Source organism: Bacteroides stercorirosoris (assembly GCF_900142015.1).
In the GTDB taxonomy this organism is placed as follows: domain Bacteria; phylum Bacteroidota; class Bacteroidia; order Bacteroidales; family Bacteroidaceae; genus Bacteroides; species Bacteroides stercorirosoris.
In genome coordinates this window covers 196,010-213,501 of record NZ_FQZN01000008.1, presented here as the reverse complement: position 1 = coordinate 213,501, position 17,492 = coordinate 196,010, and the positions used below count along the sequence as shown (strand labels likewise).

The window sequence follows — 17,492 nt, the reverse complement described above, 5'->3', positions numbered from 1 at the left end:
AAAACTGACAACCTTTCCAGTAGGGAAAGATAAGATGTGACAACTTATTTAGTAACCAGCCCCGAATAGTGACAACCATTTTTAGGATAAGACATACAGTATCACTGCAAAGCCTATGCAGCATCACTGCAAAGCCTATGCAGTATCGCTGCAAAGCATATGCAACAACATTGCAATACAGATGCAACACTACATTGCTTTTAATCCCCCGTAAGTAGTAACCTTTTTCTCCATCAATAGCTTGCAAATACGCAAGAATACGCAAGACTATGCAATAGCGCCACATATTCATTCCTTATTTGTTCATCGAATCACCTGGAATGAATATTTACCAATTAAAGCCTGTTATATAAAATGACGATATGCTATCACTTTGAGGGAGAATAGGGCATATCTACTTTCATTTAAGCAAACCGCAAAACACACAAAATCCTACGGGGAAGGGTTAGGAGAGAGGCTGTATATATCATTTCATCTCTCCCTGTACACCGGCAATTCCTGTCCCCGTTCCGTATGGATCACACCGAAGTTGACAAAACCATTTACCGATTCCGGCTCTAAAAGAGTTATGGCAAGGTTCGCATTCTTTTGTGAGAGACGAACAATGAAACTGCCTGCCGGGAAACTCTTCTTTTCCTTTATCACCCGAGTAGATACGGTGACCGGATAAATCTTTTCCCACTCCTTATCCGTCTTCCGGTATTCAGTGACGATGTACTTTTCTACAGTAGTCGTGAATGCTTTCCGGCTCTTTTCCACTTTTATTCCCAAAGCACGGAGTTTCTCAGCCTGCATCGGGCAACTGTCCGGCAGAATATAGGCTTTAGGGCGTTTGCGTACTAAATCCGCTTTCAGTTGGAGAGCATCGAGAGTCGGCAGGGTTTCCGTGAAACGTTCCTTCTTACTAAGGTCAATAAATGAAACAGGAAGCTCTGTACGGGTGGGTTGAAAAGTGACGAATACATCACTTTTTCCTGCACAAGTTTCCCTGACAGCTTTTTGTATGGTCTTTTTAACCTCCTTGTGATGGACTGCTGCTGTTTCCAAAAGGCTGCGGGATACCCGGAAACCGCAGTCGGCACGACGGGCAAAAGACGTCCTTCCCAGCCCTATACCCCGTATTTCTATGAATAAGGATGCCGCATTGGTGAGTCCTTGGTATGTGGAACTGGATTGCGGACTTTTTGCGTCTTTTATTGCATACAAACTATCATTCTTTATGTGTGGGGTAAAATAAAAACCGGAATTGTAACCATTGGCAGCCAACGCCTTTTCCGCTTCTTCGCGAAACAACCCGTTGGAGAGCCGGCGTATTCCATCAGAGATGTTCAGATGACCGCTGGGCAGAAACAAAACATCGGCGGCTGTGGTTGCCCGGCTTCCACGTAGACGTCCGAACTCTTTGCGGAAAGGGCTGAACTCATGGATGTCCAAAGCTATCTCAGGATTCCACTCTTTATATGCCTCTTTGAGAAGAAGGGTTACAGGGTCAGAGAGTTTGCTCTGATCCCGGTTCAAGTCGAAGCCGCTGCCCGACTTGCGGCTCTGAAATGCGTAACCATCCGGATTGGCCACAGGGATGAGTGCAAGAGATACTTTTTTTAGAATATCAGCCCCTTCGGGAGTGCCCAGCAGATAATCGGCTAGCAGACAGGCTGCTTCCGGTCCGGCCGGTTCATTGCCGTGCAGACCTGCCTGCATCCAGACTTTTATTTTCTTGTCTTCCTTTGCAGTGCCGAAATAAAGAATCGGTATTTCTCTTCCTTGCGGAGTATTGCCGATGTTGGCCAGTGTCACTTTATCAGAATGCTTGTCGGCTAATGCCTGTAAGTAGCGTGTTATCTCAAACAATGACGCCAAGCCTTCTTCAACCGGTTTTCCGAGAGTGGGGGTAGTATATTTTCTTTCCGGATCGGGATAGAACTGCCGGGTGACATCTTCGGGCTGTGGCGAAGGTTGGATATTCCATAGCGAAAGATTACTCAGAACGGTTTCCTGCGCCATCTGTTGCAGATAGAGGGCTTCATTGCGGGACAGCCCGGCAAGATAACCGCTTGTATAAGGTTTTTGGAAAAAGACGGTGCAAAATACGTTGGCGGCGAGATAAGAACCTTGCACGGACGGATGACTATGATCGGGGTTATAGAGCGTGAAGTCTGGATTCTCCGTGCGGATACGCTTCCAGGCCATACCTATGGGAGCGCACCAGGCGTTCAGCTGGTGAGTCATCTCCAGGTAACTCTCGGCAAGGCGTTGCTGCATCTCGGCATATGTGTCGATATGGTGTCCCCAGGTCATGTAGAAGACGGTTTTTCCTTGTGGATTATAAAGACGGCGCAGACTGTCGAGGGAGTAAGCCGGCTTATACACATTCTCCCGCACCCAATCCTTTTCGCGGGCGGGAGCCTTGCTTTGATCTTGCAGCACCACAAAGTCCCAGTTTCCCTCGCGGATGGCGTCGAGGGTTTCGGGATTGGCGGCATGTTTCTTCAGTGTCCAGCCGCCATGTTCCACTAATTTCACAGAGAGCTTGTGTCCGGTAGAGGCGGCGATGGCCTGCACTTGGCGAACTAAATGATTATACTGGGTGTAACTGTTGCCAATGAACAGCGCCCGCAGCGAATCGCCCAGCATGACCGGAACGGCCCGTTCGCCCATACCGGTAGAATGGTGTCCGATGCCTTGCTCATCTATCTTCTGCCAGTGGCAGGGCCAGTTCTTTTCAGCGGCTATCTGATGGATGTATTGATAGAAGCTGTTGCCGCGTTCGTAGCGGTTGCGTCCTTGCGCTTCCGCTTCGGGAGTTTTCCTTAGATAGGACTCCCGGACGGTGTCACCGGCCGCTAACTGTAAAACTATCGGTTTGGCAAGATATTTTTTGATTGTTTCGGAGGTGATATAAGGGATATTACGTACCCCGTAAGGAAAGTCCAGCGAGGTATCGGGGAACGTGTACCATCCCGGACTGCCTATGACCGCTTTTTCCACATACGGGCTGTCATAGAAAAGCATGAAGCGCTGCACAAACTGTCCTCCGGCTGAATGACCGTAAATCATATAGCCTGTTCGTTGGCTTCCCGAATTTTCTTTGACGTACTCGAATATTTTATCAATCAGGGCGGGAGTCTGTTCTTCGGCAGAACGTACAGTGTGGGTGTTGTTGTCAATGACACCGACTTCCTGATAATCGCACAGCGGATATTCTTTCAGGCCGAAGTGGGGGATGAAAACCATGAATTTGTGTTTCTCCGCTTCCCGCTTCCAAGTTTTGAGCAGATAGCTATAACCGCGGTCTGCCCCTTCGAATACGAAGACGACAGGCATTTGGCGCACATCGCCGGAAACCGGAATGTAATAGTGGACGTCTACCGGACGGTCGGCAAAAGGCGGATAATCCTTGTAAGTGAATTTCCCCTCGCCGGAGGAAAGAACCGGTGTTGCATAAAGTCCGGTGCAGAGGAAAATAACGCTGAGAAGTAGAAATAACCTTTTCATTCTTCGTACCTCCCTTTCATTATAACTTTCTTATTTCTCATTGCCACCTTTCCGCGTGCGATGACATCTGTCAGGCACAGTTCATCATCCAGAAAACAAAGGTCTGCATCGAAGCCGACGGCTATTCTGCCTTTGGTGCGAAGTTTGAGATTGCGTGCCGGATTGCTGGTGATGAGAGTGAGGGCCTTTTCCAGAGGTAGTAATCCCTCTTTCACGAGTAGTGTCATTTCCAGTAAATTAAGGTGTAGAGGGGCGGGACGGTAAGTGGGTTCCCCTGTTTCCGGGTTTACACGGCGCACACCTCCGCGGCCGTCGCTGGAGAATGTGATGCGCTCCAAAGGCACATTGGCTTCGAGGGCTTTCATCACACAACGGTGGGGGGCATCGAACTTGGTTCCCCCGGTGGAAAAGTCTACCATGCCTCCCATACCGGCAAATTCGATGGCCTGGTGGAACAATGCTTCCGTGCGTATCAGGTGGGTGGGTGAAAGGTAGGAGATAAGGGTGGGGTAGTGCCGGGCGATGTTCAGCAACGGCGTAATGCCTTCGGGCAATGCTCCGAGATGAATGTGCAGGATTCCCCCTTTGCCGGATGTGAAACCGCCGAGGCGCACCTGGTTGATGAGGCGTAATATTTCCAGTTCGGTGGGGAAAGCGCTGCGGTCGTCACTCATGGCGAGCTTGCAACCGATCACTTTATCGATAAATATAAGATCGTCTGCAACGCAGGACATCAGTGTCTTGGGTGGTAGACCGTAGAAGCTGGTAAGCATATAAGCACTAAGGCCATCGTCTTCCAGGGCTTTTGTTTTGGCATATAGGGTGGTCAGTTCTTTTACGAACCCGTCTGTTCCGAGCAGTCCCAGCACGGTAGTGGTTCCGCAAGCCACCAGTTCGCTCACAGAGACGTTGGGGACTAATGAGGCATACCCTGTCTGTCCTCCTCCTCCGGTGATGTGGACGTGTTGGTCGATGAAACCGGGGGTGACGGCACATCCTGCGGCATCTATGGTTTCGTAGGGAAGGCCTGACAAGTCTATTTTCCGGTCTATGAGGGCAATCTTGCCGTCCGCCAGCAGAATATCGCTTATGCCGAGAGGTTCGGGGGCGTACAGATTCGCATTTTTTATCAGTGTAAACATGGTTATGAAGTTTTATAGTGTAATGAAATGATAAGCTATCAGGAACAGGATGCTACCAACCAGGGGCAGGGTGTTTCTTTTCGCCAGTTCGATGGGCGATACGCCCGCCACACCGGCAATGGCTACAATAATTCCCGCTATGGGAGACGCTGCGCGCCCCATGCTGGCGGATAGTTGCAACGGGAGCACGAGGGAATAGGCTGGCATTCCCAGTTGTCCGGCAATGCCGGGCAGCAGGGGGCCGAAAGAAAAGAAGGCTGCATTCCCGCTTCCCATCAGCATGGCTGCACAGAAGATGATAAGGGCGAAGACCGCCGCGATGGCAATGCCGGAAAGACCTATATGCGTGGAGTAATCTACCAGTGAGTCGATAAATCCGAGGCTGATAAGCCCTTTTGAGAATATCTCGGATGCCACAATCAGCGTCACTACACTTGCAAAGACATTGCCCATTCCCTTCCAGAAGCTGGAGAAGGCGTCAAATGTTTTTCGTATGTTGCGTGTGTGGCAGCCTACGAATACGAGTGAGATGAACAGGGAGAACATCATTGCCGTAGTCGTATTGAGCGTGATGGGAGGTTGGAACAAACCTACGTAAGGTGAAAACAGAATGAGAAGTGCCAGTGGAAGTACGGGGAGCAAAGCGAATATCAAGGGAATATCCGGTCGGGTGGAGGACTGCGGAGTTTCCGGATTTCCGCTTGTTTCCGTACTCTGCCTGGCGGCTTCTTTTTTGTCGAAATACCTATTGTTGAAATAAAACAGTGTCATGACTACCAGGGTGGTGGGGAGGACCAGTGGTAGTTGGTGAGTGATGAAATAAGCCACATTGGTCTGGCCGATAAGTTCGGCGGCAAGGGCCGTGTTTGCCGAGCCGGGGCCTTGGTCGAAAAGCGTTGCGGCGGCAATGACGGATAAGGCTGTCAGTCGGCTTACTCCCAGTCCCACCAGGACGGGATAGACGGATGCGACAAGCAATAGCCCTAAACCGGCTGCCGAGGGTGTTGTGATAAATAGCAGTTGGCCGATAGGAATGGTGACGGTGGCTGCCAGATAGGGGTAACGGCGGAAGAATCCAAGTGGTTTCATGGAAATGTGCACCAGGGCATTGGTGGCTTGTATATGGTTCATGAAGGCCACGTAACCGCCGATAGTCATAATCATCAGTCCTGCACGGGAGAGGTTGCCGATAAATGTTTCTTCCACTACTTTCACCAGGTCGAAAACGATGCTGCCGGTAGGTTTGTCCGGAGTCAGGGGCTGGATGTTGAGTACGAGGGCAAATGTCAGCATGATGAGTCCGGCGAACATCAGTACTCCTTGCGGGTTGAGTTTCCGGTAAAGATAGATGGCAGTGAAGGTGGTCACTGCAATACAGAGTAGGAAGGCGATGACTGACATATATGGATTGGTTTTTAAGTTTAAGTACTGAATAGAATAAGTTTGATATATAAATGATAATTTAGGGGCGAGGCGCCCCGGCCAGGTTTCCTTTCGGCACAAGAGTATCTTCATTCTCCTCCTCTCGGGAGGAGGAGTACCCGTAGGGGGAGGTGGTAGGTGAAACAATAAAATACCTATTATTCAGAAGAATAAGGAACTCCTTTCTCACCTACCACCCCGCCCTTTGGGCACCCCTCCTCCGACTGGAGGAGGGGAATGAAGTTACTTCGCAAATCACGCCGCTAAATTATCATTTATCCCATTATCTTATAAACAAATAATGAACGCTCCCTTATAGATATCCCGGATTATTCTCCAGCTGTCTGCCTGTATTGGAGTCAATAAACTCTTGCGGAATCGGGAAGAGTACCGGAGTTTCATACGTATTCATACCTCGTGCGTCACGTCCTGCAATTTCATTCAACTGGCGCATACGGCGTTTGAAGTAATTATTCACGTCTCGTTCATCTCCGCCTTTCTCCTGGCTAACGCGAATCAGAGTGTGTCGGCGTTCTTCTTCCGAAAGGAGTTCGCGGCTGCGTTCGTCCAGAATGAAATCGAGCCCTCCTGCCGTCAGTTCAGCTTCCGTGATGCTGACAGCATTGGAACGGTTACGCACCTTGTTAATCCATTTTATGGCTTCACCTGCTTGATTGTTCTTCAACAGAGCTTCCGCATAGAGCAGGTAAGTGTCGGCCAGACGAAGGTAAACGATATCCTGGTAGCATCCGTCCTTGTCACCGTTTGCCATCAACGGTGCTACGTAGTCCCATTTGCGGGTGGTAGGCCAGTTGTACTTCTTGATGGTGGTTTTGTTGTCATCCAGCATGGCGGCGCTTACGATGGTGTCCACTACCATTTTTCCGTTATTCAGATATTCCGTGACTTTACCGTCGGCTCCTTTCTCATTAATGCTCCATACCACTGCGTAATCAGATACACGGTCATCCTTTGTGCCCTGATCCTTGTAGTTGTAGAGGCGGAAAGCCCCTCGTGACGGTACGCAACGCCCGGCACCTTTACCGCCGTTGTTTATCCAGAATACCTGGGGCCAGGTGGCTGCGCCGCTTGTATAGTTCGGGTCTTTCATATTACTTTTGTTGATGACGCCATCGTTGGAATAATAGTTCTTATAAGTACTCTTCATATACACCTCAGCCGTACCGAATGCACTGTTCTCCGGCTCTGTATTGACAAAGGCATACAGTACTTCTGTATTTCCATCCGCATACATCGGCGTGCGGAATACATCGATGAACGGACAGCCGGGGTTGGCGGCGTTCTTACCGAAACGTGTGGTCATCAGGCTATATTCATTGCCTTCTACCAGTGGTTTCAATACTTCGGCAGCTTTGCCGGGCTGGTCCATTGCCAGATATAACTCACCCAGATAGTGGCGTGCTACGGCTCCGGAAATCTTACTGTTGTTCTCTTCGCGGAGCGGCAGGTTGTTCATGGCGAATGTGAAATCCTGTTCCATCACTTCACGGATAGACTCTACGGAGTTGCGTTCCCAGTCGTTACGGTAGTTCATACCCGTAATCTCTTCGGTTGACAGAGGCACGGCGCCGAATGAATAAGTCAGGTGGCGATAGGCCCATGCGCGGAAGAAGCGGGCTTGCGCTATGATCTTGTTCTTATGGGCGGCAGCTTCCGTTTCCGTCCCTTTCCAGTCGATGCCGCTGCCTTCTGCACGTGAAATCACCATATTGGCGGTGTTGATGATGCGGTAGCACCATTGGAAGATGTTCTGGAATATCCGTAAATCTGTCTGATTGATTTGAGACGGATAATACATATACTTGAACTCACTGTGTGAATTGTTGCTCCATGAATTATCGACACCGCTACCCCATGCTGCATGCAGCACAAGCGGCAGGCCGCCACCCAGTGCGTCGGCACGGCGGTATTCGTTACGCATCATTCCGTTGAGGGTGATTACCATAGACTGGAATCCGCTGTAATCTACCAGCAGGTTTTCAGGATAGAGTGAAGCACGCGGGTCTTCCTCCAGGAAACTGGACTCGTTGCATCCGGTGGTGCAAAGCACAAGCAGTGCTATCAGTGTATATTTTAGCTTTTTCATACTTTTCTCTTTTTAAGCGGTTTATAAATCAAGTTTCAGACCGAATGTGAATGAACGCACCTGTGGAGTGGACTGTTGGTCGCTGATAAATTCGGGGTCCAGACCGGTCCAGCTTGTCCAGGTTGCCAGGTTCTTGATGTTCATATATACTTCGAGGCGGTTCAGTGAAATCTTCTTCAGCCAGCGTTGGGGGATGCGGTAGCCCAGTGTGATGTCCTGCACACGGAGGAAGTCGGTCTTTTCATAGAAGCCGGCGCCCATCGGGTTCACGGATGTGTCCAGAGAGTTCTTCGGATACTTATTGGTCGGATTTTCCGGGGTCCAGAAGTCTACCATCAGGCGGTTCTGGCGATAAGAGTTGTGAGATACATCGTAGAGCCAGTTGTTGGCGGTCTGTCCCAGCTGCGCATTCAAGAATACGCTGAGGCTTACATTCTTGTAGCGGAAAGTGTTCATCATGCCCATGGTAACTTTGGGAATAGCGGAGCCGATGATTTCCTTGTCTGCCGGAGTGATGTCATTTACACCGTCCTTATCATGATACTTCATGTAACCGGGGATGGAGTAACGGTAGTTCGGATCCTGCTGACCGTTGGGATTTGCCGGGTCGGTGATCTGCCAGATACCGATGAAGCGGTAGTCGTAGTTCACGCTGATAGGTTCGCCGATGAACCATCTGGAACCTACGTCATCCATAGGTTTGCCGTCAGCATCATAGAGGCCTACGTTTACAATCTTTGTTTTATAGTGCGACAGATTGAAAGTGGTCGACCACTCGAAATCTTTCTTGGTGATATTGTTTGAAGTGATTTGCAATTCCAAACCGCGGTTCTGGGTTTCCCCGATGTTCTCGGTAATATTTCCTGTTCCGTTGATGGTAGGAATGGAACGGTTCAGCAGCAAGTCGCTTGTTTTCGACCAGTACATATCGAAAGATCCCTGGATACGCCCGCTCCACAACTGGAAGTCGATACCCGTGTTGACGGACTGTGTAGTTTCCCATCCCAATGAAGGAGAAGCCAGCTTGGAAGGATAGAAACCATAGCTCGGTGTATGGTCGTCTTTCAGATAGTTGAACGTCGAGAGTTCGGGTAGTGTGGTGTAGGCACCTACGGCCTCATTACCGTTCTTACCCCATGACAAACGATATTTCAGGTTGCTGACGACTTTTGCCAGCGGACTTGCCTGGAAGAAATGTTCGTTAGAGATATTCCAGCCGATGGCCATGGAAGGGAATATGCCGAACTTGGATTGGTTGCCGAATGCCGAGTACCCGTCACGGCGTGCCGTCAATGTCAGCAGATAGCGGCTGTCGTATGAATAGTTCAGACGTGCCATCTGTGAGATATGGTTCTGCTTTGTATAGCTGGAACTTCCGGACATGGTGGCTGCTTTGGAAATCTGATAATAATACATCACGTCGTTAGGGAAGTCTTTTCCTTCCATTCCGTTGCCTTCTTTCTCGTAGCTCTGTGCAGAATACAGACCAGTGAAGAAGATGCGGTGTTTGCCGAATTCACGGGTATAGGTGATGATATTTTCCAAAATCCATTCCTGTGAATGCCAGTCGTCGGTATTCAGAATACCGTTGGAACGGGCTCCGTAGTAAGTGTCCATCCCCTGGTATTGTTTCCAGCTGCTGTCTTGGTAAGTATAACCTGTGTTCAGTTTATAGCTTAATCCCGGAACGAACGGCAGCTTAATTTCGATAACATTGTTAGTGATGACTTTGGAGCGTATATCACTGCTTTTATTGTTGAGGCTGCTCAGCGGGTTTACCGAAAAGGCTTCGCTGGAGTCTTCCCAAGCGGCAGAACGGATATTGCCTTCTTCGTCATAAGCCTCTGCCAGCGGGTTCATCCGGAAAGCTCTGGAGAATGAGGCGCTACTGCCGCTTCGGTCGTAGCGGCCCAACTGTGTGCTGGTGGAGAATTTAAGCCAGGAATTGAATTCCTGATCCAGGTTGAAGCGGATATTGTAACGCTTGAATTGGTTGCCGACAGCTGTACCCTTCACGTCTGTATAGTTCAGCGATACGAAATAATTCGTTTTGTTCACTCCACCACGGAATGAAATGTTATGTTGTTGCTTAAAGCCGGTACGGGTTGCCAGGTCCAGCCAGTCGGTATCTGTTCCCGCTTCGTGCATACGCAGCTCAGTGGCAGTCATAGAGCCCATCCACGGTTCCGGATTGCTTTCTGTCGGTGGAGTGGTATTGGCATCTCTCAATGCTTCAGTCTTGTATTTCCAAAATTCAGCGCCATTCATGAGGCGGGGTAAATTAATCGGATTATCAATGGTGACGTATGTATCATAAGCTACGACCACCTTTCCTTTCTCACCTCTTTTGGAAGTAATCAGGATGACACCGTTTGAACCGCGTGCACCATAGATGGCGGCCGAAGAAGCATCTTTCAGCACTTCGATAGACTCTACATCGTTCGGATTGATTTCCGACCAGGGACCGTCAAAAGGAATACCATCCAGAATAATCAGTGGCTTATTGTCCGCCGTGATGGAGTTCTCGCCACGGATGCGGGTTTTGGTGGACGACCCTTCGGCATTGGTTCCGGTTACTGAGATATTCAGTCCCGGTACGGCTCCCTGCAAAGACTGGATGATGTTGGCTTGCGGGCGGTTCTCCAATGTTTTGGTGTTTACGGAAGCAACTGCACCCGTCATGTCCGACTTGCGCTGTACACCGTAACCCACTACAACCACTTCATCCAGCATTTTTGTGTCTTCCTTCAGAATAATGTTGATAGGTTTGGTTCCGCTGACTTTTACGTCCTGGTTCAGATAGCCGATAAAGGAAATTTCAAGTGTGGCTCCGTTAGGTACGTTGGGCAGTGAGAAATCTCCATCTACATTACTGACACTTCCTGTGCCCGTACCTTTCACGATGACGTTGGCTCCGATGACGGGTTCTCCCTTTTCATCTTTTACGTTTCCGGTGACTGTGACTTGCTGTTGGGCAAATGCGTTGACCGAAATGAACATCAACAAAGCGCAGCAGACAAGAATAAGTCTGCCAAGGCGTTTTTCTTTTCTTTCGTTCTTCATGATTAATTTGATAGTTAACATAAGTTCTTGTTTTAAATCTCTTTGGCAAAGATATATGTAACAAGAGGCTATTCACTTCGTGAGGTAAACCGTTGAAGTAAACTGTTAAAAGAAGTAAGTGGTTGATTATTAGTGATATGTGGTGGCGGGGGAACGCTTGGAAGTAAACTTCCCGATAGGAAGCGGGAGTGGCAGACAGAGGTTAGGCTTTGTATTTTCCGAGCTTTTTGATGGCGTTCATGAAGTCTTCTTTCGGAATAATGGATTTATTCCGGGTACGAAGGCGGTTGTTGTAGACGGTTTGTGCGGAGCAATGAAGGAAGTCGGCTATTTTCACGCTGTCCGTAATGCCCATCCTTATTAATGCGTGTATGCGCAGTTCTGTATTCAGCAGTTCACCATCTTTCAGTTCAATCCGTTCTTCGGGCAGAAGCAGGGCATTGAAGTCTTCCACAAAATTAGGGTAGAGATGAAGAAAGATTGTATCGAAATGCTGATAGAACTCTTTCAGTTCATTGGAGGCCATTGTTGAAGGATCGGTCATGGCTTTGACGTCTTCTATCTGTCCCACTCTGAGTTTCCGGTTGATGTTTTTGCGGAACTCTTCCAATTTGCTGATATAAGTGGAGCAGATATTGAATACATAACCTATGTATTCCTCCTTTACATAATTGGATTCCCGCAATTGGGAGTTTACTTCTTTTAATTGGGTATTCAGTTCTTTCAGTTGGTCATTGGCCTCTTCCAGGTTTTGATGGGCGGTGGAGAGGGCATCCATATTGACAGAGAGTTTCTGATTGGTATTGTCCAATCTTGTATTAGCTTCTTTCAGCCGGCGCATTTGCTTACGGATGAACAGGAACGCACCAATCAATATAAGGAAAAGCAAACTGACGGTGATGAGAGAAGCTTGAAGTCGCTTTTGCTGTATGTTGTCCCGTTCCTGGTAGGCTTTGTAGATTTGATTTTGCAAATGAGACATTCTGACTATCCGTACCCGGTTATGAAAAAGCATGGCTTTTTGTGAACAGTAGACAATATAGTTATATGCGCGGTCTATCTTCCCGTGTTTAAACAGGTATTCGGCTATTTCCTGCAATGAACCTATGTCTCCGTTGACGCACCGGATGTCTGCCATAGCGGAAAGAATCAGATTTTCCAGATACTTGCTTTCATTTTTCTCGCTCCGGTAGATGGCGGACAGGTTGTATGTGGCAATGGAGTATTTTCGGCTGTCGTTGGGCAATATCTTTTTGTTATGTTCCAATGCTTGCTTGACAGGGGCTGCCTCGGGAGTTCCCAAGTAGAGCCATGTCCGGGTATTCCAGTAGCGCAATTCATCGGGGGTAGCTGTGTTGAGTATTGAATCCCGATAAGTCTTTTGAAGCTCATTGTAGTGCTCCGATAAATGAGAATTCTCACCGGAGTAGTCCCTTAGGCGGGAATAAAGTGTACACAAACGGCCAAAATATTCAGAACGTAGATTTTGCGGCAATTCTTCCGAACGTATATCGCTCACAGCATTCAGTGCTTCAGTAAGAAGTCCGCAGGATGTAAGGACAAAAGACTGTTCGAGCAGAGATACCACTTCCCAGGTCCGGTTATTGGTTTGTTGCGCCAACTGTACGTTTTTGTTAATGTAATGTAAAGCTGAATCAGCATCATATACCCGATACTCTAAATAAATCATCCGATTCATTGCATAGAGTTCCTTTACATCTTTTACCTGGTTATACTGCTTCTTCAACTGCATGATGCGTTCCTCTTTTACTTTCACAAAGACATCCTGATGTGCTAACAGGCTGTCCAGTGAGTAAAGAAGTTTTTTGTTTTCTTCAAAGCTGCGTTCGAAACTGTCGGCAGTTGCCAATGCTGGAAAAAGGAAACAAAATACAAGTATGGAGAGGAAGCTTCTCATAAGGCGTTACAGTCCTAATACATTCGGTTGCCTCTCGTTTGTCTGATTACCATATTGCCCGTTGAAGCCTTGTACTTCTTTTGGGTTGAGTTCCAGTCCTTTCTTCATGTCTTCTACAGAGCCTTCTTTGTCACCGTTTAGTAATTTGGCACGTCCGCGTTCGTGATAGGCCTGTGCAAAATTAGGATTTAGCTCAATGGCTTCATCAAAGAGGGCGATGGCTTCCGGAAGTTTCTTTTGCTCAATATAGAGTTGTCCCAGGTAGAGGAAGCCTTGCTCGTTGAAAGGGTTCAGTTCGGTCACGTGGCAATAATCGGCTTCTGCCGCTCCGGCATCGCCGGTGGCTTCTTTTATTTTGCCGCGTAGCAAGAGGGCGCTTTCGTCATCTGCATCTTGTGCCAATATAGCGTCAATGTCCTCCATGGCTTCATTATACTGCTTCATCTTGGTTAATGCTTCGGCACGTAGGAGGCGTGCTTCGGTGAAATCATCTTTCAGCACGATGGCTTTGGTGAGGTGGGCGATACTCATAATGCCGTCATCCATTCCCTGTTTGGCTCTTCCCAGAAGGTAGTGCGCCATGGCGTTGCCTTCTTCTATTTCAATGGCTTTCTGTGCGGCTTCGACCATGGCCTGATAATCTCCTTGCAGGTAGCATACATTGGCAAGGGTGAGGAAGGTGGAAGTATGTTCCGGTTCTAGTTTCGCCATACGCTCCAATAACTCGTGCGCTTCGCTGAGGGCGTTGGTCTGGACATAAACCTGGCTCAGATAACTCATAGTCTCAAAGTCATCCTGGATGGCCAAGGCTTCGGTGAAGCATTTGATGGCATAATCCGGACGTCCCATGCGTTGTGCACGCATGCCGTCATACTTGAATATTTCAAAGTTCTTCTGATTGTTTTTCTGTTTTTCAGTTTCCGGCTTGTCTTGTTTGCCGGAGAAGAAAGATTTAAAGAATCCCATAATTATGTATGTCTTTGATATTTTGTTTCTATTCTTTTGCAAACTTAAAGAAATTCTCCGGAATATACGAATAAAAAGAAAAAATCAATGAAAAACGAATTACCGTACCTGATCCAGAGATATCTTATAGTAATAAGTCTGGTCTGCTCCATTTTCCTCCCGGAGAGCTTTCATATAGAGCGTGGTGTTATCCTGCCAGCAGACGGTTTGCGGGAATATCTTGTCTGACCATAAGCCGAACATGAATTGGAATTCGTCGTATGAGACTTGATATACCTTTATAAATCCGGCTCTTTCGCCTTCGAATTCGGTGCATGCATCGACACAATAGCAATTGTTGGAATTTGGCGAGAACAAACCCTCATTCCGAAACCAATATTCTTCTCCATTTGCTTTAGAAAAGTATGAAACTCCTTCCCATTCGAAGCCTTCGTATTCGAATACATAACAATTTATTTGTGCAAGATACCCTTTATAATGGTATTTACAATAGTCGTCAGATTGTTCATAACTGTCGAATAAGACTTTTGTGTCCCCGTTTTCCAGTGGAATAGAATATTTCCCCTTGCTTGCAGGTATCTGAACCGTGCTGTCTATCTGTTGGTTCTGATATTTAGCCAACGCTGCTAAAAAATCAGCCTCATCGATAGCGATAGCCCAGCGGTCTAAACAATCGTCCTCATCACCATATTCAAAGTTCTCGTGCCAATAGGTTATTTTCGGCATACAGTCATTATCATCTTCTTCCGATATGTCAATCGATCCCTTTTCCAACAGCATTTTCTTATTGATGCCCCATTCAGCATCCGTAATAATCGGACTTTGCACATAATATTTGCCCTGTTCGCAAGTTATCAGGGCAACCGTATCGTTCACGTTTTGAAAAGGTATGGGAGTGACCGCTTCAATTGCTTTTTTGTAGAATAATATCAACTGATCCCGATCTTCTTTCCACGAGCACTCACATTCGAAAAATATCTGATAGCCAGCTGCTGTAAAAGAGACTGTTGAATCCCGAATCTCAAAATTATAACTGACTCCGATGTTGCTGGCGTCCTCCATAATGGTTTCGGTACTGATATATAAAGAATATCTCCCAATCCAATGCTGGCTGATGCTCTGTTCCAGTTGCTCGGTTTCACTACCGGGAGATTGGGCATCCGAAGCAGGTGACTGCTTTCCCAAGCTTGTGCAGCCGGATAGTATGGCACACAGTGTTATTAAAATCCATCTTTTATTCATATTGTCATGCATATATTTCTAATTCTTCACTGTCTTCGGGCATGTATAGTATAATTGGTATGATTCTAGTAGTAGGTATGCCGTCGCCGTCTTCATTGGCTATGTAAGATTCTATTTGTAAAACACTGTTTTTATCCGATTTATTTCGTAGTATGACCAGTTTGCCATTACCGCAAACAATCATTTCATAATCTGTAATGGGAAGAACTTTCCTTTTCTCCAACGTTTTATCGAACATTTCCGTGTTGCAGAGATTGTCTATTACTTCTTGTCGGCTATTGTAGTACATGTCCATATATGGAATAATATTGCTGAGGTACTGTGTCTGATAGGCTAATTGGTCACAGTCTACTAAGTATTGCCGCATCTTATTATATTGCTTTAGCGCCATTTCTTCCAAGTTGGGTATTTTCGTCAGGTCACGGGCTTTGGCAAGTCTGTCGCTGTAATCAAAGGGTAATAAGGCTTCAAAAGCCGCCGAAGCGGTATAGTATTTCAGCTTTTGTTGACCTATGTTTTCCGGTAAATTCAATTTTTTAATCAGTTTGGTTTCAGCCTCCGGTTTATCTATATCGGGGCGGCAGTATATTTCAATACTTATAGAGCAGTCGTCAGATATATAATCTTGCAGGCTGGTGGGATATACTTCAATGCTGAATGTTTGTTTTCCGCTGCAGGGCAGACAGCTGTTAATAGGGTATAGTGCACCGTCATAGTCAGTATAACCGCAATCGTAATCGGAAAAATTCTCGTATACCGGTATGTCGTTTACCCGGACTGCTATGCAACATCCCGATTTTTTTATTTTCAGATAAAACATCGGTTTGGTTTTATATTCATGCAGAGTCTTTGATATGTATTGCTCAACTAACTCCATCACTTTTTCTTCTTCTGCGCTTCTAACTGTTGCATTGTCCTTCCGACTGTAATCTGGGGCTGCCTGTATGATTACATCATTATGTGTGGTATGTTCCTGTGCACTGCTATGCAGCCCCCAAGACAATAATACTAAGATGATAAATGTTTTGATATGCATAATAGTTCTTGTGGATAATATTGGGTGCAAAGGTATGATATTATTTAGAAACAGTTTGGGTTTGCATAAAAAATTAGTCTTTATACCAAGAACTCCGCTGAAAAAGCGAAAAACATCCCCTAATATGTTGATGGTATCATTTAAAATTTGTTCTTTTGCGCCGCATTTATCAAAATAAAAATAATTATTTTCTAAAAACACAAGAATGAAAAAGACTCTTATGAAGTGGGCCCTTCTTCTAGTATGCATGGCTGTGGGCATGCCTGCAATGGCTCAATTTAATGTGAAAGCACTGAAAGGTGCAGTAAAAGCCGTTAAAGCGGTGACTTTAACAGATGCTCAAATGACGGAGTATGTGAAAGAATACATCGACTGGATGGATACTCACAATCAGGTATGCGCGGACGACAATGAGTACACTATCCGCCTGAAAAAACTGACTGAAGGTCTGACGGATGTGGAAGGAATTCCCTTGAATTTTAAGGTTTACTATGTGATAGACGTCAATGCTTTTGCGTGTGCAGATGGTAGTGTACGTATCTTTTCTTCTTTGATGGACATTATGAGTGACGACGAATTGCTCGGTGTGATCGGTCATGAAGTAGGTCATGTGGCACACAAGGACTCTAAGAATGGCTTCCGCACAGCATTGTTGACTTCTGCCCTGAAAGACGGTATTTCTTCACAAGGCGGTACGGCGGCTAAACTGACAGATTCTCAGTTGGGTGATCTGGGAGAGGCTTTGGTAAACTCCACTTACTCACAGAAGCAGGAACGTAGTGCTGATGATTATGGCTATGAATTCCTGAAAAGTCATGGTAAGAACCCTTGGGCGATGGCTTTGTCTTTCCAGAAGTTGAAGAAATTGCAGGAAGAGGCCGGCGCACAGAAGAGTAGTAAACTGAACCAGTTGTTCTCTACTCACCCGGATTTGGATGCCCGTATCAAACGTATGGAAGAACGTGCAACCAGCGAGGGTATCGAGAAACCGGCAACGGAATAAATTGAGTTACGGGCTACAGGCTATGGGTGAAATGTGCCTTTCGGAATGTTAGCCAGGCGAGTATTTATTCGCCCCTACAGTGTACGGTAAATCAATGA

11 protein-coding genes are annotated in these 17,492 nt (G+C 47.0%); 1 reads left to right on the top strand and 10 read right to left on the bottom strand.

Features of this window, described 5'->3' with window-relative positions; all coding sequences use genetic code 11:
- The 10 genes from BUC01_RS25670 to BUC01_RS08150 all read right to left on the bottom strand — a co-directional run.
- The coding region (locus BUC01_RS25670) for a hypothetical protein (protein ID WP_217653890.1) at nucleotides 1-286 on the bottom strand (286 nt) is incomplete at its 3' end.
- Between the two features lie 185 nt (nucleotides 287-471).
- On the bottom strand, nucleotides 472-3,495 hold the full coding sequence (locus BUC01_RS08190) for a M14 family metallopeptidase (RefSeq protein WP_073313298.1): 3,024 nt from the start codon (nucleotides 3,493-3,495) through the stop codon (nucleotides 472-474).
- Complete coding sequence (gene iadA / locus BUC01_RS08185; protein WP_025835026.1) at nucleotides 3,492-4,637, bottom strand: beta-aspartyl-peptidase; 1,146 nt, start codon at nucleotides 4,635-4,637, stop codon at nucleotides 3,492-3,494. The genes BUC01_RS08190 and iadA overlap by 4 nt, the downstream gene beginning before the upstream one ends.
- Nucleotides 4,638-4,649: 12 nt before the next feature.
- On the bottom strand, nucleotides 4,650-6,038 hold the full coding sequence (gene dcuC / locus BUC01_RS08180; RefSeq protein ID WP_073313296.1) for a C4-dicarboxylate transporter DcuC: 1,389 nt from the start codon (nucleotides 6,036-6,038) through the stop codon (nucleotides 4,650-4,652).
- A 334-nt stretch (nucleotides 6,039-6,372) separates the two neighbouring features.
- Entirely contained in the window at nucleotides 6,373-8,166 is a 1,794-nt protein-coding gene (locus BUC01_RS08175) for a RagB/SusD family nutrient uptake outer membrane protein (RefSeq protein ID WP_073313294.1), read from the bottom strand.
- Nucleotides 8,167-8,187: 21 nt separating this feature from the next.
- The gene (locus BUC01_RS08170) at nucleotides 8,188-11,229 is read right to left on the bottom strand and encodes a SusC/RagA family TonB-linked outer membrane protein (RefSeq protein ID WP_243462736.1); all 3,042 of its coding nucleotides are present in this window, start codon (nucleotides 11,227-11,229) and stop codon (nucleotides 8,188-8,190) included.
- Between the two features lie 202 nt (nucleotides 11,230-11,431).
- Complete coding sequence (locus BUC01_RS08165) at nucleotides 11,432-13,147, bottom strand: DUF6377 domain-containing protein (protein WP_073313293.1); 1,716 nt, start codon at nucleotides 13,145-13,147, stop codon at nucleotides 11,432-11,434.
- Nucleotides 13,148-13,153: 6 nt separating this feature from the next.
- Entirely contained in the window at nucleotides 13,154-14,113 is a 960-nt protein-coding gene (locus BUC01_RS08160) for a tetratricopeptide repeat protein (RefSeq protein WP_025835020.1), read from the bottom strand.
- Between the two features lie 99 nt (nucleotides 14,114-14,212).
- Nucleotides 14,213-15,355, bottom strand: a complete 1,143-nt coding sequence (locus BUC01_RS08155; protein WP_025835018.1) for a DUF5991 domain-containing protein — start codon at nucleotides 15,353-15,355, stop codon at nucleotides 14,213-14,215.
- 4 nt (nucleotides 15,356-15,359) lie between these two features.
- Nucleotides 15,360-16,391, bottom strand: coding sequence for a hypothetical protein (locus BUC01_RS08150; RefSeq protein ID WP_073313292.1), 1,032 nt, complete (start codon nucleotides 16,389-16,391; stop codon nucleotides 15,360-15,362).
- Nucleotides 16,392-16,596: 205 nt separating this feature from the next.
- Between BUC01_RS08150 and BUC01_RS08145 the strand changes: the two genes are divergently transcribed.
- The gene (locus BUC01_RS08145; RefSeq protein WP_025835014.1) at nucleotides 16,597-17,394 is read left to right on the top strand and encodes a M48 family metallopeptidase; all 798 of its coding nucleotides are present in this window, start codon (nucleotides 16,597-16,599) and stop codon (nucleotides 17,392-17,394) included.
- Nucleotides 17,395-17,492 lie beyond the last annotated feature (98 nt).

Bases quoted from the DNA above. Each gene is read 5' to 3' on its own strand.
- BUC01_RS08190 (WP_073313298.1), bottom strand. From the start codon at position 3,495: ATGAAAAGGTTATTTCTACTTCTCAGCGTTATTTTCCTCTGCACCGGA.
- iadA (WP_025835026.1), bottom strand. From the start codon at position 4,637: ATGTTTACACTGATAAAAAATGCGAATCTGTACGCCCCCGAACCTCTC.
- dcuC (WP_073313296.1), bottom strand. From the start codon at position 6,038: ATGTCAGTCATCGCCTTCCTACTCTGTATTGCAGTGACCACCTTCACT.
- BUC01_RS08175 (WP_073313294.1), bottom strand. From the start codon at position 8,166: ATGAAAAAGCTAAAATATACACTGATAGCACTGCTTGTGCTTTGCACC.
- BUC01_RS08170 (WP_243462736.1), bottom strand. From the start codon at position 11,229: ATGAAGAACGAAAGAAAAGAAAAACGCCTTGGCAGACTTATTCTTGTC.
- BUC01_RS08165 (WP_073313293.1), bottom strand. From the start codon at position 13,147: ATGAGAAGCTTCCTCTCCATACTTGTATTTTGTTTCCTTTTTCCAGCA.
- BUC01_RS08160 (WP_025835020.1), bottom strand. From the start codon at position 14,113: ATGGGATTCTTTAAATCTTTCTTCTCCGGCAAACAAGACAAGCCGGAA.
- BUC01_RS08155 (WP_025835018.1), bottom strand. From the start codon at position 15,355: ATGAATAAAAGATGGATTTTAATAACACTGTGTGCCATACTATCCGGC.
- BUC01_RS08150 (WP_073313292.1), bottom strand. From the start codon at position 16,391: ATGCATATCAAAACATTTATCATCTTAGTATTATTGTCTTGGGGGCTG.
- BUC01_RS08145 (WP_025835014.1), top strand. From the start codon at position 16,597: ATGAAAAAGACTCTTATGAAGTGGGCCCTTCTTCTAGTATGCATGGCT.